This is a genomic window from uncultured Bradyrhizobium sp. (assembly GCF_936943645.1).
In the GTDB taxonomy this organism is placed as follows: Bacteria; Pseudomonadota; Alphaproteobacteria; order Rhizobiales; family Xanthobacteraceae; genus Bradyrhizobium.
In genome coordinates, this window is record NZ_CAKZJO010000112.1 from 1 (window position 1) to 24435 (window position 24435).

The following is a 24435-nucleotide window of genomic DNA, read 5'->3' on the forward strand; positions in this document are numbered from 1 at the left end:
ACCCTCCCCCTCCAGGGGAGGATGGGCACCGCGGCTCGACCTGAAGCTCCCCCCTCCGAATCCCTTGGATGAACCCGGCCGCCGCTTGCGGGGGTGGCGGGTTAAGGTTATCGCGGCTTTGGGGGGCCTGCGCAGGGCCGCAGCCGTGGACCTGCGCGCGGGCGCGGGCAATACTAACCCTTTCTTAAGGCTGTCATTCCCGGCAGCCAGCTTCATGCGCGAGACACAAGCCGGTCGGATGACGAGTTCGGATTTCCAGTTGCGAGGTGTGGGCGATCCCCGGCTGGCCGTGCATGCGACCTCGCAGCTCGCGACCTGGCTGTGGTCGACCGACGGTGGGCGCGTGCTGTGGGCCAATCCGGTCGGCGCAAGGCTGTTCGGCGCTGCGCATAGTGCGGCGCTCGCGGCCAAGGTGTTCGGCCCCGCCGACCCCCATCGCCGCCAGGTCGCCCGGCTTGCGCGCCAGCTGCCGGCTGATGGCACCGTGCGGCTCGAGCGGCTGCGCGGCTTCGGCGCGCGGCTCGGCACGCTGATGACCTGCGCCTGCAGCCGGCTCGACTTTGCCGATGGCGGGCACGCCGTGCTCGTCACCGCCATGGACCCCACCTTGCGCGCCATGCCGCTGATCGAGCGGCTGCATCGCCTGGTCGAAGGTGCTGATAGGCCGATGGCGGCGTTCGCGCCCGACGGCCTGTTCGTCGGCGCCAGCGCAGCCGCCCGCGCCCTGCTCGGCTTTCGCGACCTGGGCGAAGCCGGGCTCGAGCAGGCGCGCAGCGATGCGCTACGCGAGGGCCGCGCCGAAACGCCGATCGGCATCGGCCAGATGGTGCTGCAGCGGGTCGGAAGCGGCGCCGATGTCGGCCTGATCGCGCTGATCGAGCCGGCTGCCGCTGCGCAGGCAAGGCCCGCCGAGGCTGTGCCCGAGAGCGCGGCAGACGAGGCGCACGCGGCGCCGGTCGCGCCCGCGCAAGCCGCCGTGATCGTGCCGAGCGAGCCGCCGCTATCGCAGGAGGAATCGGCGGGGATCGCATTGTTCGATGCGTTCGCCGAGCCGGCTGAAGCAACCGGGACACGCGCGCCCGACGCGCAGGAGACCGCACCGGTCGAGGACGCGACCGAGGCGCCGGTGCAAGAACCGGCTCACGCTGCGCCCGACGAGAGCACCGACAGCGCGGCAGAGACTCCGGTTGAAAACCCGCATCCGGCCATCGTGTCGCCGCAGGCTGCACCGATCACGCACCCCATGGCCGAGCCTCCCACAGAGCCGCCCGCACCGCGTCAGCATCCGCTGCGCTTCCTCTGGCAGATGGATGAAGGGGGCCGCTTTGTGCTGCTCTCCGACGAGTTCATCCACCTGATCGGCGCGCACACCGCGGCCGGCTTCGGCCGGCCCTGGCACGAGATCGCGCAAAACTTCGCGCTCGACCCCGACGGCCGCGTGGCGCAGGCACTGGCCAGCCACGACACCTGGGCCGGCATCACCGTGAACTGGCCGGCCGACGGCGGCGAGCATCTGCCGGTCGAGCTGGCGGGCCTGCCGGTTTACGATGCCGCTCGCAATTTCGTCGGCTTCAAGGGCTTTGGCGTCTGCCGCGATCTCGACGCGCTCAACCGGCTCGATGCGCTCAGGCGCTTCGAGACGCTCGCGGAGCCGGAGGCGCAGCACGGCCTGTCCACCGATGTGGTCGAGCCCGAGCAGCCTCATGAGCCCGAGCCGATCGCCGCGCCAGAGCCGGTGGCAGAGGCGCCGCCTCCGCCGATCGAGCCGCCAGAGCGTGAGCCATCGCCCGAGCCCACAGCCGAAACACCCGAACCCACCAGCGACGCGAATTCACACCCAACCGATCCGGACACAGCAGTGGAAACGCCCGTCGAAACCCCTCCCAATGTCGTGCCGTTCCGCCCGCACGGCGACGCGCGCTCGCCGACGCTGACGCCGGTCGAGAACAGCGCGTTCAACGAGCTCGCGCGGCAATTGTCCGAACGGCTGGAGCGTGAGCGCGAGGCGATCGCGGCCGATGCGTCGGATGCGGTCGAGCCCGTGGCGGAGATCACCGCCGAGCCGCCAGTGCCCGAGCCCGAGCCGCCGCCGCCGGCTGCGGCCGAGTGGCTGACCGAGCCCGCAGCCCCGCCGCGCGGCGTCAGCGTGCGCGACCGCACGCTGCTCGATCTGCTGCCGACGGGCATCCTGATCTATCGCCTCGACCGCCTGCTCTACGCCAACCCCGCGTTCCTCGCGCGCATGGGCTATGCCAGCATCAACGCGCTGGAGGATGCCGGCGGGCTGGATGCGCTCTATGTCGAGCCGGGCGTGTCCGCGGCGAGCAGCACCTCGCAAGGCGGAACGCCCGTCACGATCAGCGCCGCGGTTGCGAACGGCGAGGCGCCGCTTGCAACCACGGACGCGCATCTGCACACGATCGACTGGGACGGCGAGAGCGCGCATGCGCTGATCTGCGCGCTGCCGCACGCCGCGCCTGCGGACATCGCTGCGCCGCCTGACGTCGCCGAGCCGGTCGTGCCCGAATCCTTCCCCTTCGCGCCCGATCTCGAGCCCGCGGCCGGCGATGCCGATGCGGAAGATCTCGCCGCGATCCTCGACACCACCGCCGAGGGCATCGTCATGTTCGATGCCGAAGGCAACGTCCACGCCTGCAACCGCAGCGCCGAGGCGCTGTTCGGCTATGACGGCAGCGCGCTGCTGGAGCAGAACCTCTTGACGCTGTTCGCGCCCGAGAGCCAGCAGATTGTTCTCGACTATCTTGAAAGCCTGAAGAGCCAGGACATCGCGAGCCTGCTCGACCACGGCCGCGAGGTGCTGGGGCGCGAGAAGAAGGGCGGCGTCATTCCGCTCGCGATGATCATGGGCCGCACGCGGCCCGACGGGCCGAACTTCTTCGCCGTATTCCGCGATCTCTCCCAGTCCAAGAAGGGCGAGAGCGAGCTGACGCAGGCCCGCCGCCTCGTCGACGGCGCGGCCAACGCCAAGGCCGACATGCTGGCGCGGATCAGCCACGAGATCCGCACGCCGCTCAATGCCATCATCGGCTTTGCCGAGGTGATGATCTCCGAGCGCTTCGGCACGCTCGGCAACGAGCGCTACGGCGAATACATGAAGGACATCCGCGCCTCCGGCGAGCGTGTCATCGCGATCATCGACGATCTCCTGGAGCTGTCGCGGATCGAGACCGGCAAGCTCGACCTGAATTTCGCTAACCTGAACCTCAACGATCTCGTCGAAGCCTGCGTGACCGTGATGCAACCGCAGGCCAATCGCGAGCGCATCATCATCCGCACCTCGCTCGCGCATGCGCTGCCGCAGGTCACAGTGGATGCGCGCGCGATGCGGCAGATCACGGTGAACCTGATCTCGAACTCGATCCGGCTCGCCAGCGCCGGCGGCCAGGTGATCGTCTCGACCGCGATGACCGACCGCGGCGAGATCGCACTTCGCATCCGCGACACCGGCCATGGCCTCACCGAGCGCGAGGTCGCCGCCGCGATGGAGCCGTTCCGCACGCCGCCGCCGGGCGACGCCGAAGACAATTCGGCGCTGAGCCTGTCGCTGACGAAGGCGCTGGTCGAAGCCAACCGCGCCCGCTTCAACATCAAGAGCGCGGCCCAGGGCACGCTGATCGAAGTGGTGTTTTCGCCCGTCGTGGCGGGGGCGTGAGATGCGTTTCACCTCTCCCCGCGCTTTGCGGGGAGAGGGCGGATCGCGCAGCGATCCGGGTGAGGGGCAAGGCAATATATTCGCCGAGATGAAAGTCCGTCCGACTCGCTAGTCAGCCGCACGCGGGCATTCTACTCCCACTCAAATCCCGCCCACGGAGACAGCCCCTCACCCCACCCTCTCCCCGTAAGAACGGGGCGAGGGAGCGAGAGAACGGCGCGTCCCTCACTGTCGGATGACATCCTGCATTGGCGCCGCAATTACGCCGCGCGCACCGTCTCCAGGAACCTGCTGACCTCGATCTTCAGCCGGTTGCTGTCGTTCGACAGCGACTGCGCCGCGGACAGCACCTGTGACGACGCCGAGCCGGTCTCGGTCGCGCCCTGGCGCACGCTGGAGATGTTGGCGCTGACCTGCGTGGTGCCGGCCGCGGCATTCTGCACGTTGCGCGAGATCTCGCTGGTCGCGGCGCCCTGCTCTTCCACCGCGGCTGCAATGGTGGAGGAGATCTCGGACAGCCGCTCGATGGTGCCGCCGATGGTCTTGATGGCGCCGACCGAATCCTGCGTGGCGTTCTGGATGCTCGAGATCTGCTGGCCGATGTCGCCGGTCGCCTTGGCGGTCTGCTCGGCCAGGGCCTTCACCTCCGAGGCCACGACGGCAAAGCCGCGCCCGGCCTCGCCGGCACGCGCGGCCTCGATGGTGGCGTTCAGCGCCAAAAGGTTGGTCTGGCCGGCGATGGCGTTGATCAGCTCCACGACGTCGCCGATGCGCGCGGCCGCCTTCGACAATTCGCTGACGCGGTCGTTGGTCTGACCGGCCTGGCTGACGGCCTCGTCGGCGATGCGCGCGGACGCCTGCACCTGGCGGCTGATCTCGTTGACGGATGCCGTCAGCTCCTCGGCGGCGGAGGCCACCGACTGGACGTTGGTCGCCGCCTCTTCGGACGCGGCCTCGACCAGCGTGGCAAGCTCGGTCGACCGGCCGGCGGTCGTGGTCAAGGACGTGGCCGAGGCCTCGAGCTCGTTGGCGGCGGACGACACCGTCTCGACGATCTCGCCGACCGCGCCTTCGAAATCGTCGGCCATGCGGATCATGTCGGCGCGCCGGCGCTCGGCGGCGAGCTTGTCCTGCCTGATCTTCTCCTCGGCCTCTTCCTGCGCCTTGCGCTCGGAATTGACCTTGAACGTCTCGACGGCCTGCGCGATCTCGCCGATCTCGTCGGGGCGTCCGAGGCCGGGCAACACGATGGCGAAATTGCCGTTGGCGAGCTCGATCATGGCCGCGCGCATCGCGGTCAGCGGCTTCGAGACCGAACGGCCGATGAAGATGCCGAGGCCGAGCACGCCCGATGCGATGAGTGCGATGGCGACCGCGATCCAGAACTGGATGCTGGCGCGCTCGGCATCGTTCAGACGATCGGCTTCGACACGGATGGCGTCGACCGATGTCGAGACCTGCTCGATGACGGGCTCCACCGCCGAGAAGGCTTCGGACATCGCCTTCAGCTCGGCCGCGAGCTTCAGCGCGCCCTCCATCCAGGCGGAGAAGTCGCGCTGGTAGTCGGCGAGCTTCTGCCGCAGCTCGGCTTTCGCGTTGTCGGGAATCGTGGCGGCGTTGAGGCTGGCCGAGAATTCAGCCGTGCGCTTCTTCATGTCGTCGCCATATTTGGCGTCGCGGCGCAGCATGAAGTCCTTCTCGTGCCGGCGCATCATCAGCATGATCACCTTGAGAGAGGAGTCCTGGAGCTGGTCGACCTGGCTCTCGATGCCGTGGACGGAGGTGCGCAGGCGCCCTTCGAGGCCGGATTTCTCGTCGAGGCCGAGCCGCTGCCGCTGCTCGACCACCGCGGTGAAGCGCGCCTGATAGGTCTTCAACGACGCGTTCATCGCGTCGATCCGCGCGGCCAGTTCGCCCTTGCCGAGGGCTACGATCTTGCCGCGGAGCGTGTCGATGTCGAGCGCCGCCTGCCGACTGATCTCGACCTGGCGCTGCGCCTTGGCCGGATCGCTGCGCAGCAGGAAATCCTTTTCGGCCCGGCGCGCTTCCAGCAGCTCGACCGCGATCCTGTTGTTGAGCTCGAAGACGCTGCGCGCCTCCTCGGCGGCGCTGCGATAGACGCCCATCACGCGCTCACCATAGAGGTGAATGCCGCCGATCAGGATGACGCCGACGACGCCGATCACGCCGATCGCGGTGATCTTGTGGGTGAGACGAAGAGAGAGAAGCCGCATCTGACGGGAGATCCAATGGTGGCAGATACGGTTGATGAAGCGCTAATGCGTCAAAGCTTCCGTTAATTTGCGGGCACGTACGAATACGTGTATTTGTCACAATACTCGCCTTTATGCACGTTGGAGTGCACAAAGGCAGCTGGCGCGGCGACGCTCATCCGGTTCCAGGCGCGCCGAACCATCGCGAGGCGGCCCGAGCGGCCTCCTCACTATCGGACGCGCCGTCGCCGGCCCACGCAACAAAGCCATCGGGGCGCACCAGCACGGCGCGCAGGCCCAACCGATCTCTCGGCTCAGCTGCGACATACGCGATCCGATCGCTCCAGCCGCTTGCAAGCGCTCGAAGCGGCGCACGCGTGTCGAAGTCAAGCAACATGCCTTTCGCTGCTCTGAGCTGTTCTCCGGTCATCGTCCCGTCAGACAGTTCGAAATCGGGAACACTGCGGCCAACAAGCGGATGGCTGCCACCAAGCTCGTAACGCAGCGAGACGCCGCGCACGCGTTCGGCGAAATAGGTCGCGCCGTCGCGGGTCGCGATGAGATCGCGGATGATGGCCTGGACCGCGCGGGTGCCCGGCGTCGGCCGCATGATCGCGACCTGCGCGCGCGACCAGTCGAGGATTTGTGCGCCGATGGGATGTCGCTCCCGCGAATAGCTGTCGAGGAGATGGTCCGGCGCGTTGCCACGGATCGTCGCGGCCAGCTTCCAGCCCAGGTTCATCGCATCGCCAAGACCGAGATTGAGGCCCTGGCCGCCCAGCGGCGAATGGATGTGCGCAGCATCTCCAGCGAGCAGCACGCGCCCATTGCGATAGGCGGATGTCTGACGGGCCTGATCCGTCCAGGTAGCGGCAAGTGGAAGCCCGGCGATGGTGACATCCGTGCAGGAGACGCGGCGCAAGACGCTCTGCACGTGCTCGATCGTGATCGGCGTGGTGCGGTGGAACGCACCGCCGTCGAAATCAACCATCGCGATGGTACCGGGCTGCGCATAGGTGTACATGCCCGTCGGCGTGTAGTTGCGGCCGGGGCTGAGTTTCTCCGGATCGGCCAGCTCGACTGCGATGGAATAGCCGGTGAATTCAGGATCGGTGCCGACGAAATCGAATCCACCCATCTTGCGCACCGTGCTGCGGCCGCCGTCGCAACCGACCAGCCAGCGACCGCCGAACGTCTCGCCCGCCGCCTGCACCGTCACGTGCTCGTCCCAAGCGGCAAAGGCAGTGACGCCAAAGCCGCGCCGGATCTCGACGCCCAGACTGCGTGCACGCGCGGCCAGGACCGTTTCCAGCGTTTGCATGTCGACGGCCACCGCGGCATCGGCCGGCGTCGGCAAGCGCCAAGGCCATTTCGCGGCATCGAGGTCGTCCTGATAAAACTGGAGGCCGGCGAAATGGCCCGCGGGCCGCCGCGTCTGCTGCATCCAGTGCGCCGCACTTCTGATCGCGCCGGAGCTTGCGCGTTGCGCTGCCAGGATCTCGTCCAGCAAGCCGCGCCGGTGAAAGGCTTCGCATGTCGGGACTGACAGGCCACGCAGGCCGAACGGGAGTTGCTTCAGCGCCGTATGCGGATCCTGCGCCTGCTCCAGCACGAGGACCGAGACACCGGCGAGCCGCAGCTCGTACGCGAGGAACAGGCCGACCGGGCCCGCGCCGGCAATAATGACGTCGTGGAAATTCGAGGGCTGAGAAATCGAGACGCGATCGCGCATGAGACGCTCCTGTGGCCGATGTTCGACCGGAGCGTTCCCAGCGCTTGAGAATCACACGGACGAACAATTGAACGCCCGCATGGCGTCCGCTGTTCGTCGTGGGGATCTCGTGCACAAGGCCAAAGACCAGAGCTTTCGTTACCGAAAGGATTTGGGCTTACCAGACCAAATCTGCCTTTTCCGACGGGGGCTGTATAATTTCCCGGAGAGGGATGCGCAACGAAAAAGGCACGGCGCCCGCGACGCCGTGCCTTTCGCATTCACGTGGCCTTGATCAGCCAGATCTTGCTCAGCTGTAGATCTCGAACAGGCCGGCGCCGCCCTGGCCGCCGCCGATGCACATCGTCACCACGCCCCACTTGGCCTTGCGACGCGCGCCTTCCTGCAGCAGGTGGCCGGTGAGACGGGCCCCGGTCATGCCGAAGGGATGGCCGATCGCGATCGAGCCGCCGTTGACGTTGTACTTGGCGGGGTCGATGCCGAGCTTGTCGCGCGAATAGAGGCACTGGCTGGCGAAGGCTTCGTTGAGCTCCCAGAGATCGATGTCGTCGATCTTGAGGCCGGTGCGCTTGAGCAGTTTCGGGATCGCGAAGACGGGGCCGATGCCCATCTCGTCGGGCTCGCAGCCCGCGGTCGCCCATGCAACGAAGCGGCCGAGCGGCTTGAGGCCGCGCTTCTCGGCGTCCTTGGCTTCCATCAGCACCACGGCGGCGGCGCCGTCCGAGAGCTGGCTGGCATTGCCCGCGGTGACGAACTTGCCGGGGCCCTTCACCGGCTCGAGCTTGGCAAGACCCTCCAGCGTGGTCTCCGGGCGATTGCATTCGTCGCGGTCGACGACGTAGTCGACGATGCTCTCCGCCTTGGTCTGCTTGTCGACCACCTTCATCTTGGTCTTCATCGGGACGATCTCGTCCTTGTACTTGCCCGCCTGCTGGGACGCGGCCATGCGGCGCTGCGATTCCAGCGAGAACTCGTCCTGGTACTCGCGGCTGAGCTTGTAGCGCTCGGCGACGATGTCGGCGGTGTCGATCATCGCCATGAAGATGTCGGGCGCGACCTTGAGCAGCTCGGGGTCGATCGATTCCTTCGGCGTGCCGCCGCCGGGCATCGAGATGCTCTCGACGCCGCCGGCAACGATGCAGTCGGCACCGTCCGAGCGGATCGAGTTGGCGGCCATCGCGATGGTCTGCAGGCCGGAGGAGCAGAAGCGGTTCACGGAGACGCCGGCGGTGGTCTTCGGCAGGCCGGCGAGCAGCGCGGCCTGGCGGCCGATGTTCGGCGCGCCATGGGCGCAATTGCCGAGATAGCAGTCCTCGACATAGTCCTTCTCGACGCCGGCACGATCGACCGCGTGCTTGATGGCGTGCGCCGCGAGCGACATCGGCGGCGTGATGTTGAACCCGCCGCGGCCGGATTTCGCGAGGCCCGTGCGCGCATAGGAAACGATGACGGCTTCACGCATTGTTTTCTCCCTTTTCAAACGTTGGTACGGAGCGTCCTGGGCGCCATTGGTACACAAAGTTCGGCAGGCTTGGGAGAAATAAAGCGCCGCGCCGCATCAACAAAAACGCCGCCCTCGGATGAGGACGGCGTCGTTGTTCCGCAGGTCGGAATATATGATGCCCGTCATTCCGTGGCGACGCGCCCCTGCCCTATCCACCCGTCATGGCCGGGCTTGTCCCGGCGATGACGACGATGAGAGTTTGCTCAGAACGTCAGCGCCTTGGCCTGCTTGACCTGCGGCAGGGCCTGCACCTTGGCGAGCAAATCGGCCGGCACCGCGCCGTCGACCTCGACGAGGGCGATGGCATCGCTGCCGGGCGCGACGCGGCCGAGATGGAAGGTGGCGATGTTGAGCTTGGCATCGCCAAGCAGGCTCGCGAACCGGCCGATGAAGCCCGGCTTGTCCTCGTTGGTCACGTAGATCATCGACTTGCCGAATTCGGCGTCGACGCGGATGCCCTTGATGTCGACGAGGCGCGGCTTGCCGTCGGCATAGACGGTGCCCGAGACCGACCGCTCCTGTCGCTCGGTGGTGACGGTGACGGTGATCAGGCTCTCATAGTCGCTCTGGGCGGCGCGGACGATCTCGTCCACGACCATGCCGCGCTCCTTGGCGACGACGGGCGCCGACACCACGTTGACCTCGCCGAGCATCGGCCGCAGCAGGCCCGACAGCACGGCCGAGGTGATCGCCTTGATCTTCATCTCGGCGACGTGGCCCTCATAGGTGATCTCGACCTTGAGGATGCCGCTCTCGGTGAGCTGGCCGGCGAACGAGCCGAGCTTCTCGGCGAGCGAGATGAACGGCTTCAGCTTCGGCGCTTCTTCCGCCGTGATCGAGGGGAAGTTGACCGCGTTCGAGATCGCGCCGGTGAGCAGGTAATCAGACATCTGCTCGGCGACCTGAAGCGCCACGTTCTCCTGTGCTTCCGTGGTGGAGGCGCCGAGATGCGGCGTGCAGATCACGTTGGGATGGCCGAACAGGACGTTCTTGGTCGCGGGCTCCTCGACGAAGACGTCGAAGGCGGCGCCGGCGATGTGCTTGGAATTGAGCGCATCGACCACCGCCTGCTCGTCGACCAGACCGCCGCGGGCGCAGTTGATCAGGCGCACGCCCTTCTTCATCTTGGCGATCGCGGCCGCGTCGATGATGTTCCTGGTCTTCTCGGTGAGCGGGGTGTGCAGCGTGATGAAGTCGGCGCGCTTGAGCAGATCGTCGAGATCGACCTTCTCGACGCCGATGTCCTTGGCGCGCTCCGGCGACAGGAACGGATCGAACGCAACCACCTTCATGCGCAGGCCGAGCGCGCGGTCGGCGACGATCGAGCCGATGTTGCCGCAGCCGACGACGCCGAGCACCTTGCCGGTGATCTCGACGCCCATGAAGCGGTTCTTCTCCCACTTGCCGGCCTGGGTCGAGGCGTCGGCCTGCGGAATCTCGCGGGCCAGCGCCAGCATGAGCGTGATCGCGTGCTCGGCGGTCGTGATCGAATTGCCGAACGGCGTGTTCATCACGATGATGCCCTTGGCCGTCGCGGCCGGGATCTCGACATTGTCGACGCCGATGCCGGCGCGGCCGATCACCTTCAGCTTCGCAGCCTTCTCGAGGATCTTGGCGGTCGCCTTGGTCGCGGAGCGGATCGCAAGGCCGTCGTAATTGCCGATGATCTCGGCAAGCTTGTCCTTGTCCTTGCCGAGGTTGGGCTGGAAGTCGACCTCGACGCCGCGATCCCGAAAGATCTGCACGGCAGCGGGCGAGAGCGCATCGGAAATGAGAACTTTGGGTTTGGTCATGGGAATGTGTCCTTCACACCCTCCCCTGGAGGGGGAGGGTCGGCGCGAAGCGCCGGGGGGGGGGGAAGCCGCAAGAAAGAAAATCGCCGGTGCGCCGTGTGGAGAGATCACCCCCCCCCGCCGCACCTGACGGTGCGTCGACCCTCCCCCTCCAGGGGAGGGTAAGAACTCAGGCCGCCTTCGGCAGAGCGGCCTTGGTCTCGGCGAAAGCCCAGTCGATCCACTGCGTCAGGATCTCGACGTCCTTGGCCTCGACGGTGGCGCCGCACCAGATGCGCAGGCCGGCCGGCGCATCGCGATAGTACGCGAAGTCGTAACCGGCGCCTTCCTTCTCGATCAGCGCGACCAGCTTCTTCGAGAACTCCGCCTGAGCGTCGTCCGAGAGCGAGGTGATCGCGGGATCGGTGAACTTGAGGCACACCGAGGTGTTGGAGCGGATCGCGGCGTCCTTGGCCAGGAAGTCGATCCAGGGCGTCTTCGCCTTCCAGTCGGCGAGCACCTTGGTGTTGGCATCGGCACGCGCGATCAGGGCCTTCAGGCCGCCGATCGACTTGGCCCAGTTCAGCGCATCGAGGTAGTCCTCGACGCAGAGCATCGACGGCGTGTTGATGGTCTCGCCGACGAAGATGCCCTCGTTGATCTTGCCGCCCTTGGTCATGCGGAAGATCTTCGGCAGCGGCCAGGCCGGCTTGTAGGTCTCGAGGCGCTCAACGGCGCGCGGCGAGAGGATCAGCATGCCGTGCGCGGCTTCGCCGCCGAGCGCCTTCTGCCAGGAGAAGGTGACGACATCGAGTTTTGCAAAATCGAGCGGCTGCGCGAAGGCGGCAGACGTCGCGTCGCAGATCGTGAGACCTTCGCGAGTCGCACTGATCCAGTCGGCGTTCGGAACGCGCACGCCGGAGGTGGTGCCGTTCCAGGTGAAGACGACGTCGCTCTTGGGATCGACCTTGGAGAGGTCGGGGATCTCACCGTAGGCAGCGTTGAGCTTGGTGACGTCCTTGAGCTTCAATTCCTTGACGATGTCGCTGACCCAGCCCTCGCCGAAGGATTCCCAGGCGAGCGTGGTGACGGGCCGCGCACCGAGCAGCGACCACAGCGCCATCTCGACCGCGCCGGTATCGGAGGCCGGCACGATGCCGATGCGGTAATCGGCGGGCACCTCGAGCACTTCGCGCGTCAGATCGATCGCGAGCTTGAGCTTGGTCTTGCCGACCTTCGCGCGATGCGAACGGCCGAGCGCTGCGTCCTTGAGATTTTGGGCGTTCCAGCCGGGGCGCTTGGCGCAGGGGCCGGAGGAGAAATGCGGCACGTTCGGCCGCGAAGCGGGCTTCGCTACAGTCATGATCTACCCTTCCAGATAGTAAGCCTCCCGTTGGGGGGAGGTGTCCCGCCGCGGCTGATACGGGAAACGGGTAGAGTCGTCAAGAAAGTTCGGGAGCCTCACGTGGGATTGATGGCTCGTCCAGGGCGATATCGGGGGACTCGACCACGGCAAGCGCGTTCAGCAAGTCCGTGGCATCGCTGATCAATTGCGCGGCCCGCCGGCGGCTGCCGACCTTCAAAATGCATTTGTCATTGGCCTGCACGACGTAGTCGTTGCCGACCTTGATGATTGAATAGCTTGTCATCGAAATCCCCGAACCGACCGAGCCCGGTGTCTGACGCTGCCCTAGCACCGTTCGTTCCTCGTTCAACATGAACGACAGACGGGTAGTTTACCGGCTCTTAATATGAACGAATGCGCGATCCGATTTCGCTGTTCGAGCAACGCACGAGCATGCTGCGTCAAAAGCGGACAGTCATACCGACGTGGCTGCCTGTGAATCCGAGCCGCTTGTAGAAGCGTTGCGCGTCGATGCGGCTCGCATGCGTCAGCAACTCCACCAGATTGCAGCCGCGCGCCTTTGCTTCCGCGATCGCCCATTGCACCAGTTGCTCGCCGATGCCGCGGCTGCGGCAATCGGTGGCGACGCGCACGTCTTCGAGCAGTCCGCGCACGCCGCCTTGCGAGCTGATGCCAGACAGAACGGCCAGCTGCAGGCAGCCGACCACCCTGCCCTCGCTCTCGGCGACGACGAGCGTCAAATTCGGATCGCGCTCAACGCGCTCGAATGCCGCGTAATAAGGCGCGGGCAGCGGATCCTCGACGCGCTCGCGCGCGCGCCCGAGATGGTCGTCAGCGAGCATCGCCACGATCACGGGGACATCCTCCCGGCGCGCTGGCCGGATCGAGACGGACTTGTCGGTCATATGGAAACTCCAGGAATCAGCGCACCGGCGGCAGGCCGAGAAACGCCTCGGTCTCTCCGATCCAGCGGCGGATAGAACCATAGCGACCGAGATCGAAGCCGCCCTCGTGCGCCACGCGGGTATAGGCGAGCAGCGAGACGTCGGCGAGCGATACCGCCTCGCCGGCAAAGAACCGGCTGGCCGAAAGGTGCTGCTCCATGCGGTCCAGCGCCGCATAGCCGCGCTTGACCTTGTCGGGGTCGAGCTCGGAGGCGTCCTTGCCGAGATAGACGAGGAGGAAACGGCACACCGCGATATAGGGCTCGTGGCTGTACTGCTCCCAGAACAGCCATTCGTCCATCTTGGCCGCCGTGAGGGCGTCGCGCGGAACGAGCGCGCTGTCGCGGGCCAGATAGCGGATGATGGCGTTGGACTGCGCCAACGTGCGGCCGTCGTCGAAGGCGACGGTCGGCACCTGGCCGGCCCCGTTCATGGCGAGGAATTGCGGCGTACGCGTCTCGCCCTTGCGGGTGTCGACCTCGATCCACTGATAGGGCAATGCGAGATGATCGCAGACCCACTTCACTTTCAGGCAGTTTCCGGAATTGCTGTCGCCGTAGATCTTCATCGCTGCCGCCCTGCTTCGGAGCGACAGAGCATCAGGACGACGCAGCCGTGTCAACCGGCCGCAGACACGGGCCTAGAACTTGTAGCCTGCACCGACGCGGAAATTGTTCAGGTTGACGGAGATGTTCTTGGCGTTGGAGAAGCCGACGTGCTCCCATTCGCCGCGCAGGATCACGCAGTCGAGCAGCGCGTATTCGATGCCGATGCCGCCCGTCCACCCGTAGATGAAGCTGTTCACGCGCTGCTCGGTCTGAGTCATCGAGCCGGAGCCCGCGAGCGAGCGAGACGTGACGCCGGTGTTGGGGTCCGTGAAGTCGTCGTATTTCAGATACGACACGGTCGCGAACCTTGAGACCTCGGCACGTCCGATCGCAAGACCACCGAACGCATAGGGCATGAAGTCTCCGCCGGACCAACCAATCCGGCCTCGGAAGGTCGCATAGTCCTTGAGCTGCAACGAAGCGCCGCCGCCAAGCGTGGTGTCGTAGGTGTAGAGATGATTCGTCGGCGCGGTTTCACCTGGGATCAACCGCGTCATGGAATCGCTCGCGGAGCTGCCGAGATTGTTCATGTAGCTGTAGTTGGCTTCGACGCCCATCACGGCGTCGTAGAACTGCCAGTTGCGGCCGACATAAGCACCGAAGCCCGTGGTCTGGACGTGGTTCTTCGGCAGCAGCGACCATCCTCCAACAGGAGCCTGCAGGATGCTGTCGCGCAGCATGAAATCCGTCATCGATTTCGGAGCGCGGCTGAAGTCCATCTCGGACGTGGCATAGCCGAACTGACCGCCGACGTAGAAGCCATCCCAATTGACGGACGACTTCGACAGACCGTCGGTGAAGCCGCCGCGCAGGATCGGCAGATCAGGCATATCGGCCGCGTGCGCGGCAGACACCGTCCCCAACATCACCGCCGCCAACAAAAGCCCACGCATCGCAACGCTCCATCGAACTCGAACTTTCGCTGGTGATCATGGCTCGTTAACCTTAACCAATGGTTGCGTCCGACGCCTTCGTCGCTGCTCGCCATGAAAAATACGCAAAGCAAAACGGCGCGGGATGATCCCGCGCCGTTAGCAAACCTTAACCGACGAGGCTGTCGATCAGCCCTTGGTGACGAGCGGCGGCGCGTAGACCGGCGGGCTGTTGAGGTCCCAGCGTACGCCGAGCTTGACGTCGTGCGAGGTGAGCTCCTTGATCTTGATCGAGGTCGGGCCGGAGGCGCTGTTGTCGAACAGGCGGTAGTTGCCGGGCGCGGCGTCGCCGAGGTTCATGTAGCTGTAGGCCAGTTCGACGGTGAACCCGGGATTGACCTTGTAGGCAAGACCGGCGTGGGCGGCCCAGGCGAAGTTCCACTTTCCGTTGTCGGCGAAGTAGGCGACGCTGTTGCTGAGCAGCGGGTTGAAAGACACGCCGTCGTCGCGGAAGCCGCTGATCTTGTTGTACGAGCCGCCGACACCGGCGCCGATGAACGGGGTGACGCACCACCAGGTGCCGAGGTCGACATAGGCGTTGGCCATCACGACCCACTCGGACTTGCTGCCGCTATAGTTGTTGACGCCGACGAAGCCGGGGCCGACGACGTTGTCGCTGCCGTGCAGATTGGACTTGCCACGGTACTGGCCGATCACGTCGGCGCGGAACCAGTTGTTGAAGCGATAGCCGACGCCGAGATCGAACAGCGGCGAAGAGTCGAAGCCGAGGCCTTCCGTCGTCTTGGAATAGCCGGCCGGCAGGGCGCTATCGATGCGCTTGGCGCTCTGATTGGTCATGCCGATGTCGCCGCGCAGATACCAGCCACCGAAGTCGGCGGGCGGAGCGGGCGGCGCGTACATGGGAGGGGGCGCCGCGATCGGCATATCGGCGGCGAACGCCATCGACGAGATCAGGGTTGCCGCACCCGCGGCAAGGAGAGACTTAACGCTACGCATTGGCTTCGTCCTTATGGCCGGTGAGGCTAAATACGAGCGCCTCACGTTCTGGAAACTCACGGGGAGGACGATGGCACCAAATGTTTAAGCGCCACTTAACCCTAATTTTTAAGGTTGATTTTTTCTCTACTCTCGCGCGGACGGACGGAAAGCGTTGCAAAAACGCATCGCCTCACGCCGGCAATTGCTAACGATGTGTGAAGGTGCGCTGCAACGAACGAGGAAAAATTAACGCACGTGCCGCGGCAGCCTGGGCAGGAACACCGCAAGCAGGCCGATCGCCGGCAGCCAGGCGCAGACCTGGTAGACGAACTCGATCGAGGTGTGGTCGGCGAGCTTGCCGAGCACGGCGGCCCCCAGCCCTCCGATGCCGAAGGCGACGCCGAAGAACACGCCGGAGATCATGCCGAAGCGATGCGGCACCAATTCCTGCGCGAAGACGATGATCGACGACGTCGTCGAGGAGATGATGAGGCCGATGATGACGCTGAGCACGGCGCTCGCGACGAGCCCGGCATAGGGCAGCGCCAGCGTGAACGGCAGCGCGCCCAGGATCGAGATCCAGATCACGATCTTGCGGCCGAAGCGATCACCGAGAGGACCGCCGAAGAACGCGCCGACCGCATTCGCCGCAAGGAAGATGAAGAGATAGATCTGGGCGGCCTGCGTCGACACGCCGAAACGGTCGATCAGATAGAAGATGTAGTAGCTCGACAGGCTCGAGACGTAGAGCTGCTTGGAGAACAGCAGCGCGACCAGCACCAGCAATGCGATCACGACACGGCGCGAGCTCGGCGCGTCGGGATGGGCTTGAACCGCCGCCGTCTTCTTGGCCTTGATCTGCGGCGCGTACCAGCGGCCGATGCGCCAGAGGATGACGATGGCCAGGAACGCGATCGAGGAGAACCAGGCGATGCTGCCCTGCCCGAACGGCACCACGATCAGGGCCGCCAGCACCGGCCCCATCGAGGTGCCGAAACTGCCGCCGAGCTGAAACACCGATTGCGCAAAGCCGTAGCGGCCGCCGGAGGCGAGCCGCGCGATGCGCGCCGATTCCGGGTGAAACACCGCGGAGCCGAGGCCGACGAAGGCGGCCGCGACGAGGATGACGAGGTATTGCTGCGCGACGCTGAGCAGAAGCAGGCCGAAGAAGGTCGAGGCCATGCCGATCGCCAGCGAATAAGGCTGCGCCTTCTTGTCGGTGTAGTGCCCGACCACCGGCTGCAGCAGCGAGGCCGTGAACTGGAAGGCCAGCGTGATCATGCCGATCTGCGCGAAGTCGAGCGCGTAGGTGTCCTTCAGGATCGGATACACCGAGGCGATCAGCGACTGCATGGTGTCGTTGAGGAAGTGCGAGACGCTGATGCCGGCGAGCACGACATAGGCCGGGCCGGCGGCCTTGGCCGCAGGCGCGACATCACTGACGACGACGGGCTCGGTCAGCGCTTCCTCGGAGACGACGACAGGCTTGTTCAATGCAGCATCCCGGCGCGGCAGATTGCCGCGACCTCACAGGTACGATGCAACGCGCGGAGGAACCAGCGCCAATCGCAAATGGCTGGGATGCGCGGGTGCTCTCGTCACTACCCTCCCCTGGAGGGTAAGAACGGCCTTACGCCGCGGCCTGGCCCAACGCCGAGACGATGGTGTCGACGACGTCCTCGACCAGGATGCGGTCCTCGCCCTCGCCCATCACGCGGATCACGGGCTCGGTGCCGGAGGAGCGGATCAGGAGGCGGCCGTGGCCGTTGAGGCGCTTCTCGCCGTCGGAGATCGCCGACTTGACGTCGGAATTATCGAGCGGCTTGCCGCCCTTGTGGCGAACGTTCTTGAGGATCTGCGGCAGCGGATCGAAGCGGTGGCAGACTTCCGAGACGGGCCGGCGCGACTTCTGCACCACGGCCAGCACCTGCAATGCAGCCACAAAGCCGTCGCCCGTCGTGGCGTAGTCGGACAGGATGATGTGGCCGGACTGCTCGCCGCCGAGATTGTAGCCGCCGTTCAGCATCTGCTCGAGCACGTAGCGGTCGCCGACCGGCGTACGCACGAGATCGAGCCCCTGCCCTTTCAGGAAGCGCTCCAGCCCGAGATTTGACATCACGGTGGCGACGATGCCGGGACGCGACAGACGGCCGTCTTCCTTCCAGCTCTGCGCGATCACCGCGAGCAACTGGTCGCCGTCGACGACATGGCCGCGCTCATCGACCAGGATGACGCGATCGGCGTCACCGTCGAGCGCAATGCCGATGTCGGCGCGCATCTCGCGCACCTTCTTCGACAGCGCTTCCGGCGAGGTCGAGCCGCAATCCTTGTTGATGTTGAAGCCGTCGGGCTCGACCCCGATCGGCACGACGTCGGCGCCGAGCTCCCAGAGCGCTTCCGGCACCACCTTGTAGGCGGCGCCGTTGGCGCAATCGATCACGACGCGCAGGCCGTCGAGCGACAGGTCGCGCGGCAGCGTGCGCTTGGCGAATTCGATGTAGCGGTCATGCACGCCGTCGATACGGCGGGCGCCCCAGGCTCGCGCTCTGCGCAAGACGCTTGTCGATGGGCTCGTCGAGCAGCTGCTCGATCTGCCTCTCGACGTCGTCGGAAAGCTTGAAGCCTTGCGGTCCGAACAGCTTGATGCCGTTGTCCTCGAACAGATTGTGCGAGGCCGAGATCATCACGCCAAGGTCGGCGCGCATCGACTTGGTCAGCATCGCGACCGCCGGCGTCGGCATCGGGCCGACCAGCAGCACGTCCATGCCGACCGAGGTGAAGCCCGCCACCATGGCGTATTCGATCATGTAGCCGGACAGGCGGGTATCCTTGCCGATCACGACCCGGTGGCGATGGTCGCCGCGCTGAAACGCAAGGCCTGCGGCCTGGCCGACCTTGAGCGCGAGCTCCGGCGTGATCAGTCCGTTGGCGCGGCCCCGAATCCCGTCCGTCCCGAAATATTTGCGACTCATATCGTCCCCCAACGCAACAACCAGGGGATCCCCTTAGACAACCACGGGATGCCCGAACGGGCCCCGCATCCCTGATTTGCTGGGGTCTTATAAGCCTTGCGCGGCTAACTTGGCTTCAAAAAATATGATGAATCATTACGGAACCGGGTGCGCCGCGGCCCCGATAACGCATTGTTAACACTGTATTTCCTGCGATAGCGGCGGAATCGGGCGGAACCGGCCCTAGCTGCTGCGCTTCACGTGGCCGTCCCCACGGCTCGGCGCCGGCTGGGTGACGTTGACGGGGTCGGACCCCGGAAAGGTCTCCTCCAGCCCCTCTTCCAGGGCTTCCTCGAGATCATGCTTCTCCTTGATCTCTTCGGGCGAAGGTCCGGCGTGCGGCTTGGTCATGGCGCTCTCCTGCAAAACCTTCTGCAAACGATTTGGCTGCGCATCCAACCATGCTAGATGACCCCGAAATCTTCCGATGCAAGACTCTTGAGTCAAAGACGGGCCGGGGAACGATCATGAAACATATCACCTGTATCGACGATCTTCGCGCGCTGCATAAGCGCCGCGTGCCGAAGGCCTTCTTCGACTATTGCGACCGCGGCTCCTATGCCGAGGAAACGCTGCGCGCCAATCGCGAGGACATGCAGGCGATCAAGTTCCGCCAGCGCATCCTGGTCGACGTCTCCAAGCGCGACACCTCGACCACGATCCTCGGCGAGAGCTCGACCATGCCCTTGATGCTCGCGCCCGTCGGCCTGCTCGGCATGCAGCATGGCGACGGCGAGATCCACGCCTGCCGCGCCGCGCAGGCCGCCGGCATCCCGTTCACGCAGTCGACGATGTCGATCTGCTCGATCGAGGACATCGCCGCCAATGTCGAGAAGCCGTTCTGGTTCCAGCTCTACGTGATGAAGGACCGCGGCTTCATCAAGGAATTGATCCAGCGCGCGATGGCGGCCAAGTGCAGCGCCCTCGTGTTGACCGTCGACCTGCAGGTGATCGGCCAGCGCCACGCCGACATCAAGAACGGCATGACGGTGCCGCCGGAATGGTCGCTGTCGAAGCTGCTGGATTTCGCCAGCAAGCCCACCTGGGTTTCCGGCGTGCTGCAGGGCAAGCGCCGCACCTTCGGCAACATCGCAGGCCATGTGAAGAACACCGAGGATCTCAACCGCCTCGCCGAATGGACGGCCTCGCAGTTCGACACCTCGCTGAACTGGAAGGACGTCGAGTGGGTCCGCAGCATCTGGCCGGGCAAGCTCGTCATCAAGGGCATCCTCGACGTCGAGGACGCCGAGGAAGCCGCCAAGACCGGCGCGCAGGCGCTCGTCGTCTCCAACCATGGCGGCCGCCAGCTCGACGGCGCACCGTCCTCGATCGAGGTGCTGCCGGAGATCGCGGATGCGGTCGGTGACAAGATGGAGATCATGTTCGACGGCGGCATCCGCTCCGGCCAGGACGTGATGCGCGCGCTCGCGCTCGGTGCAAAATCCTGCATGATCGGCCGCGCCTATGCCTACGGGCTCGGCGCCGGCGGCCAGGCCGGCGTCGCCAAGGCGATCGACATCATCCAGAAGGAGCTGCTCACCACGATGGGCCTGTGCGGCGTCAACCGGATCGACGAGATCGACGATCACGTGATCGCGGTGTAACCGCAGAGGTGGTGCCGTAGGGTGGGCAAAGCGTAAGCGTGCCCACCATTGCGCGTGAATGTGAGAAGGACGTGGGCACGGCGCTTTGCACCTTTGCCCACCCTACGAGATCTCGGCTTGATCGAAGATCTCCGCCTCAATCTCCACCGTCGTCCCGGACAAGCACGCCACAAGCGCGCGCCGATCCGGGACCCATAGCCACAGGCGGGTGTGGCTACGGGGACTCGGAGTGACCTGCTTTGCGCAACAACTTTTTCCTGTGGTTATGGGTCCCGGATCTGCGCTGACGCTTGTCCGGGACGACACCGAGAGTGTGGCGGGCAGCTCCGACTCACATCGGCGGCGTCAGGCCGTCGCGGCCGACGCTGACGCGATTGGTCTCGAACGAACCGTCCGGCAATTGCTTCATGAAGGCGATGACCTTGGCGCCAACCTTTAGGTCGGATTTGTCGCCGGGCACGAAGGTCACCACCGGCGTGTTGTCGGCGACGAACACCTTCTTCTCGCCGTCCTTGTACTTGACCAGCAGCGTATGGCCGTCGTTGCCGACGACGCTCTCCGCCACCGTCGCGTTGGTCATGCTGGAGTTGGGCTTGAGATCATAGGGCCTCGAACCCTCGCCGGTGCCGCGCATATCTTCCGGAAACACATGCACCTCGACGGCGTTCTGGCCGCCGTCCGGTCCCGGCACCGTGGTCGCCCCGACGAAGGATCCGACCTTGATGTCGGCGAGCGAGATCCTGGTAATGCCCGACACGCGTATGTCGGCGGCAAAGCGAAGCTTGACGTCCTCGCCGCTGCGCGACTTGACCTGCATCGTGTCGCCGTTGACGGCTTCGATGGTGCCGCGCACCCGCATCGGCACCGGCGCTTTCTGGGCGAGGGCACAGTAAGTCGAGACGGCCACCATCGCGACGGCGAGCAGCGGACGTGTGAAAGTTGCACGTTGAACAGACATGACGGTCTCCGATTGTCCCCACAGGAATCGAGAACTCCGGAAGGCCCGCGCTATTCTCTCAAGTCTTTGTGAGATCGGCCTCGACCAACGCGCGCAGCTCGGCCGTGACTTCCGGCCGCCGGCCGAACCACAGCTCGAAGCCGCGTACCGCCTGATGCAGCAGCATGCCGAGCCCGTCGGCAGTTTTCAGGCCGCGCGCTGTTGCCGCGGCCAGCAGCGGCGTCACCAGGGGAACATAGACGAGATCCGTAACGACCGCAGCCTGCGGCAGGCGCGCGACGTCGACATCCAGTGACGGCTGGCCGTGCATGCCAAGCGAGGTCGTGTTGACGAGAAGTCTTGCGCGCGGCAGGACGCCGTCGATCGCGTCCCATGTCACGGGATGCACGTTCGGCCCGAACTGCTTCGCCAGCGCCTCGGCCCGCGCGATGGTGCGGTTGGCGAGATGCACGCGCTTGATGCCGCGCTCGAGCAGCCCGAACACCACCGCACGCGAGGAACCGCCGGCGCCCAGCACCAGTGCCTCGTCGGCTGCGTCCCAGCCGGGTGCGCTGGCATCGAGATTGTTGATGAAGCCTTCGACGTCGGTATTGGTCGAGCGCAGCTCGCCATCGGCAAACCACAGCGTATTGGCCGCGCCCACGGTCCTGGCGCGGGCATCGGGCGTCGACAGCGCCAGCACGCCTTCCTTGTGCGGGAGGGTGACGTTGGCGCCGACAAAGCCGCGCAAGGACAGCCGCAGGACGAAATCCCGCAAGTCCTCGGGCGGCACCGCCTCGATGAGGTAGCCGCCTTCAATGCCCAGCGTACGCAGCCAATAATGATGGATCAGCGGCGAGCGCGAATGCGCGGCCGGCCATCCGATCAGACAGGCTGCAGGAGCTTTGGGCGCGGTCATCTTGTCCTCGAGGTCGTATTCCCGAGGCGATCCATTTCGCGTCGTGCCCGCCCTGTCAAGCGCGCGGGCGCCGCAACGTCAGCTCGGGGCTGGCTCCTCGGCCGCCCCGCCCTTGATGTCGGCAATGGCACGCTCGAGGCTCTGGCGATAGCGCGCGCGCGGCGGCGTCACGCCATGGGTGAGCAGCGCGCGGCGGACCGCGGGCGAGGCCCCCGTGATGAACAGCCTTATACCCTGGCGGTGCGCCTTGGCGGCGACACGGCCGAGCACGTTGGCGGCGGTCGAATCCAGGAACGGCACCGCGGCAAAATCGACCACGAAGGCCTTGCGCTTGTCGGCGACGCCGTCGAGCACGCTGCCGATGGCCGAGGCGGCGCCGAAGAAGAACGCGCCGGTGATGCGATAGACCAGCACGTCGCGATCGACCGCAAGGGCAGGATCGTAGCGAACGCGATCGCCATTGCCGTCATCAGGGCGATCGGCCGCGACCAGCGGCGAGCGCTCTTCGATACCCGTCATCTCCGCCATGCGATGGATGAACAGCACCGCGCCGAGCGCGAAGCCGACCAGGATGCCTTCGGTCAGGTCGCGGAAGATCGTCAGCAGGAAGGTTGCGAGCAGCACCACCGCATCGCCCCAGGACGAGCGCAGCAGCGTCGCGAATTCGTGCTTCTCCGCCATGGTCCAGGCCACGACGACCAGCACCGAGGCGAGCGCGGCGAGCGGGATGTAGCTTGCCAGTGGCGCTGCGATCAGCATGAACAGCAGCAGGAAGACCGAATGCAGCATGCCGGCCAGCGGCCCGCGGGCGCCGGCGCGGATATTGGTCGCGGTGCGTGCGATCAGGCCGGTGACGCAGATGCCGCCGAACAGCGCCGAGCCGATATTGGCCGCGCCTTGCGCCACCAGCTCGCAATTGGAACGGTGTCGGCGCCCGGTCATGCCGTCGGCGACCACCGCGGACAGCAGCGATTCGATGGCGGCCAGCAGCGCGAACGAGATCGCATCCGGCAGCACGGCGGTCACCTTCGCGAGCGAGAATGCCGGCAACGCCGGCGAAGGCAGTTCCCGCGGAATGCCGCCGAAGCGCGAGCCGATGGTCTCGACCGGCAGCGAGAACACCGCACACGCGATGGCCGCGAACACGACCGCGATCAGGATGCCGGGCCAGGACGGCCGCCAGATCCGCAAGGCCGCGATGATGGCGACGCTGACGATTGCGACTGCGACCGCGGATGGATTGACGGTGCTGAGGCCGCCTGCGAGCGCGAGCAGCTTCGGCACGAACTCGCTGGGCTCTTTCCCCGCGAGCGTGATGCCCGAGAGATCGCGCAGCTGGCTGGCGAAGATGATCACGGCGATGCCGGCGGTGAAGCCTACCGTCACCGGATAGGGGATGAACTTGATATAGGTGCCGACCCGCAGCAGGCCCGCGGCGATCAGGAACAGCCCCGCCATCAGGGTCGCCAGGATCACGCCGTCGACGCCGTGCCGTTCGGCGGTCGCGGCGACCAGCACAATGAAGGCACCGGCCGGCCCGCCGATCTGGAACCGGCTGCCGCCGAGCAGCGAGGCGATGAAGCCGCCGACGACGGCGGTGTAGAGTCCGCGGTCCGGCGTCACGCCCGAGGCGATCGCGATCGCCATCGACAGCGGCAGCGCCACGATCGCAACCGTCAGGCCTGCGAAGACGTCGGCACGCAAATCCGACAGCCCGTAGCCTTCGCGCCAGACCGTGACGAGCTTTGGCAGATATAGTTCGGCAAAGGTCGGCCGACGCAGCTGGTGCAGCCGGCCTGCATGATCGCTTGTGATGCTCATCTCAGCAAAGTGCTCCGCTGCCCCGCGATGCTCCGAAGCATCGCGCGTCCCGTGTTGCCGAGGTGCGACGATGCGCTAGCCCTTCTTGATCCCGAGCATGATCAACGCCCGATCATGCCCCGACGCGGCGCGGCGGCCCGGGCTCCTTCAGGCGAACGCCACGCCCGCCACTGTCGCTGCGGACCTGCTCGCCGATCAGCTCGACGCCGGCCCGGTCGAACGCCTCGACCACCTTGATCAGGGTCTCGACCACGCCACGCACATTGCCGGTCGAGGCCTCCATCCGCTGGATGGTCGGCAGTGACACGCCGGCGAGCTCGGCCAGGGTTTTCTGGTCAATGCCGAGCAGCGCGCGGGCTGCCCGCATCTGAAATGACGTGATCACCTTGGCCTCACTTACCAGCACTTATAAATGATATCTGTAACATATACAATGATGTAAAATACATCATACAAAACT

General features: G+C 65.8%; 18 protein-coding genes and 1 pseudogene. 2 read left to right on the forward strand and 17 right to left on the reverse strand.

The window, feature by feature from the left end; translation table 11 throughout:
* Positions 1 to 238 precede the first annotated feature (238 nt).
* Complete coding sequence (locus tag Q0743_RS33330) at positions 239 to 3673, forward strand: PAS domain-containing protein (RefSeq protein ID WP_298245653.1); 3435 nt, start codon at positions 239 to 241, stop codon at positions 3671 to 3673.
* A 260-nt stretch (positions 3674 to 3933) separates the two neighbouring features.
* Here Q0743_RS33330 and Q0743_RS33335 read toward each other — a convergent pair whose 3' ends face one another.
* From Q0743_RS33335 to Q0743_RS33395, 13 genes and pseudogenes are all read right to left on the reverse strand, one after another.
* Positions 3934 to 5907 (reverse strand): methyl-accepting chemotaxis protein, encoded by a 1974-nt coding sequence (locus Q0743_RS33335; protein ID WP_298245654.1) that lies wholly within the window; start codon positions 5905 to 5907, stop codon positions 3934 to 3936.
* Positions 5908 to 6061: 154 nt separating this feature from the next.
* On the reverse strand, positions 6062 to 7618 hold the full coding sequence (locus Q0743_RS33340) for an FAD-dependent oxidoreductase (RefSeq protein WP_298245655.1): 1557 nt from the start codon (positions 7616 to 7618) through the stop codon (positions 6062 to 6064).
* A gap of 289 nt (positions 7619 to 7907) precedes the next feature.
* Positions 7908 to 9080, reverse strand: a complete 1173-nt coding sequence (locus Q0743_RS33345; protein WP_063687393.1) for a thiolase family protein — start codon at positions 9078 to 9080, stop codon at positions 7908 to 7910.
* Positions 9081 to 9325: 245 nt separating this feature from the next.
* Positions 9326 to 10915, reverse strand: a complete 1590-nt coding sequence (gene serA, locus Q0743_RS33350) for a phosphoglycerate dehydrogenase (RefSeq protein ID WP_298245656.1) — start codon at positions 10913 to 10915, stop codon at positions 9326 to 9328.
* A 169-nt stretch (positions 10916 to 11084) separates the two neighbouring features.
* Positions 11085 to 12257, reverse strand: coding sequence for a phosphoserine transaminase (locus Q0743_RS33355; RefSeq protein ID WP_298245657.1), 1173 nt, complete (start codon positions 12255 to 12257; stop codon positions 11085 to 11087).
* Between the two features lie 79 nt (positions 12258 to 12336).
* Positions 12337 to 12612, reverse strand: a complete 276-nt coding sequence (locus tag Q0743_RS33360) for a hypothetical protein (protein WP_298245658.1) — start codon at positions 12610 to 12612, stop codon at positions 12337 to 12339.
* Positions 12613 to 12700: 88 nt separating this feature from the next.
* On the reverse strand, positions 12701 to 13165 hold the full coding sequence (locus tag Q0743_RS33365) for a GNAT family N-acetyltransferase (protein ID WP_298245659.1): 465 nt from the start codon (positions 13163 to 13165) through the stop codon (positions 12701 to 12703).
* A 16-nt stretch (positions 13166 to 13181) separates the two neighbouring features.
* The gene (locus Q0743_RS33370) at positions 13182 to 13772 is read right to left on the reverse strand and encodes a glutathione S-transferase family protein (protein ID WP_298245660.1); all 591 of its coding nucleotides are present in this window, start codon (positions 13770 to 13772) and stop codon (positions 13182 to 13184) included.
* Positions 13773 to 13844: 72 nt separating this feature from the next.
* Positions 13845 to 14705, reverse strand: coding sequence for an outer membrane beta-barrel protein (locus Q0743_RS33375; protein WP_298245661.1), 861 nt, complete (start codon positions 14703 to 14705; stop codon positions 13845 to 13847).
* 168 nt (positions 14706 to 14873) lie between these two features.
* Positions 14874 to 15701 carry an outer membrane beta-barrel protein gene (locus Q0743_RS33380; RefSeq protein ID WP_298245662.1) on the reverse strand — a complete coding sequence of 276 codons (828 nt, stop codon included), beginning with the start codon at positions 15699 to 15701 and terminating at the stop codon, positions 14874 to 14876.
* 228 nt (positions 15702 to 15929) lie between these two features.
* Positions 15930 to 17177 (reverse strand): MFS transporter, encoded by a 1248-nt coding sequence (locus Q0743_RS33385; RefSeq protein WP_298245663.1) that lies wholly within the window; start codon positions 17175 to 17177, stop codon positions 15930 to 15932.
* 136 nt (positions 17178 to 17313) lie between these two features.
* Positions 17314 to 18655: pseudogene (glmM, locus tag Q0743_RS33390) on the reverse strand (phosphoglucosamine mutase).
* Between the two features lie 222 nt (positions 18656 to 18877).
* Entirely contained in the window at positions 18878 to 19045 is a 168-nt protein-coding gene (locus tag Q0743_RS33395; RefSeq protein WP_198963776.1) for a hypothetical protein, read from the reverse strand.
* A gap of 116 nt (positions 19046 to 19161) precedes the next feature.
* Here Q0743_RS33395 and Q0743_RS33400 point away from each other — a divergent pair, with 116 nt between their 5' ends.
* The gene (locus Q0743_RS33400; RefSeq protein WP_298245664.1) at positions 19162 to 20298 is read left to right on the forward strand and encodes an alpha-hydroxy acid oxidase; all 1137 of its coding nucleotides are present in this window, start codon (positions 19162 to 19164) and stop codon (positions 20296 to 20298) included.
* A 331-nt stretch (positions 20299 to 20629) separates the two neighbouring features.
* Here the strand turns inward: Q0743_RS33400 and Q0743_RS33405 are convergent, their stop codons facing one another.
* The 4 genes from Q0743_RS33405 to Q0743_RS33420 all read right to left on the reverse strand — a co-directional run bounded on the left by Q0743_RS33405 (position 20630) and on the right by Q0743_RS33420 (position 24360).
* Entirely contained in the window at positions 20630 to 21256 is a 627-nt protein-coding gene (locus Q0743_RS33405) for a hypothetical protein (protein WP_298245665.1), read from the reverse strand.
* A 58-nt stretch (positions 21257 to 21314) separates the two neighbouring features.
* On the reverse strand, positions 21315 to 22154 hold the full coding sequence (locus tag Q0743_RS33410; protein WP_298245666.1) for a shikimate dehydrogenase: 840 nt from the start codon (positions 22152 to 22154) through the stop codon (positions 21315 to 21317).
* Positions 22155 to 22232: 78 nt separating this feature from the next.
* Positions 22233 to 23975, reverse strand: a complete 1743-nt coding sequence (locus Q0743_RS33415) for a SulP family inorganic anion transporter (protein ID WP_298245667.1) — start codon at positions 23973 to 23975, stop codon at positions 22233 to 22235.
* A gap of 112 nt (positions 23976 to 24087) precedes the next feature.
* Positions 24088 to 24360, reverse strand: coding sequence for a helix-turn-helix domain-containing protein (locus Q0743_RS33420; RefSeq protein ID WP_026201995.1), 273 nt, complete (start codon positions 24358 to 24360; stop codon positions 24088 to 24090).
* Positions 24361 to 24435 lie beyond the last annotated feature (75 nt).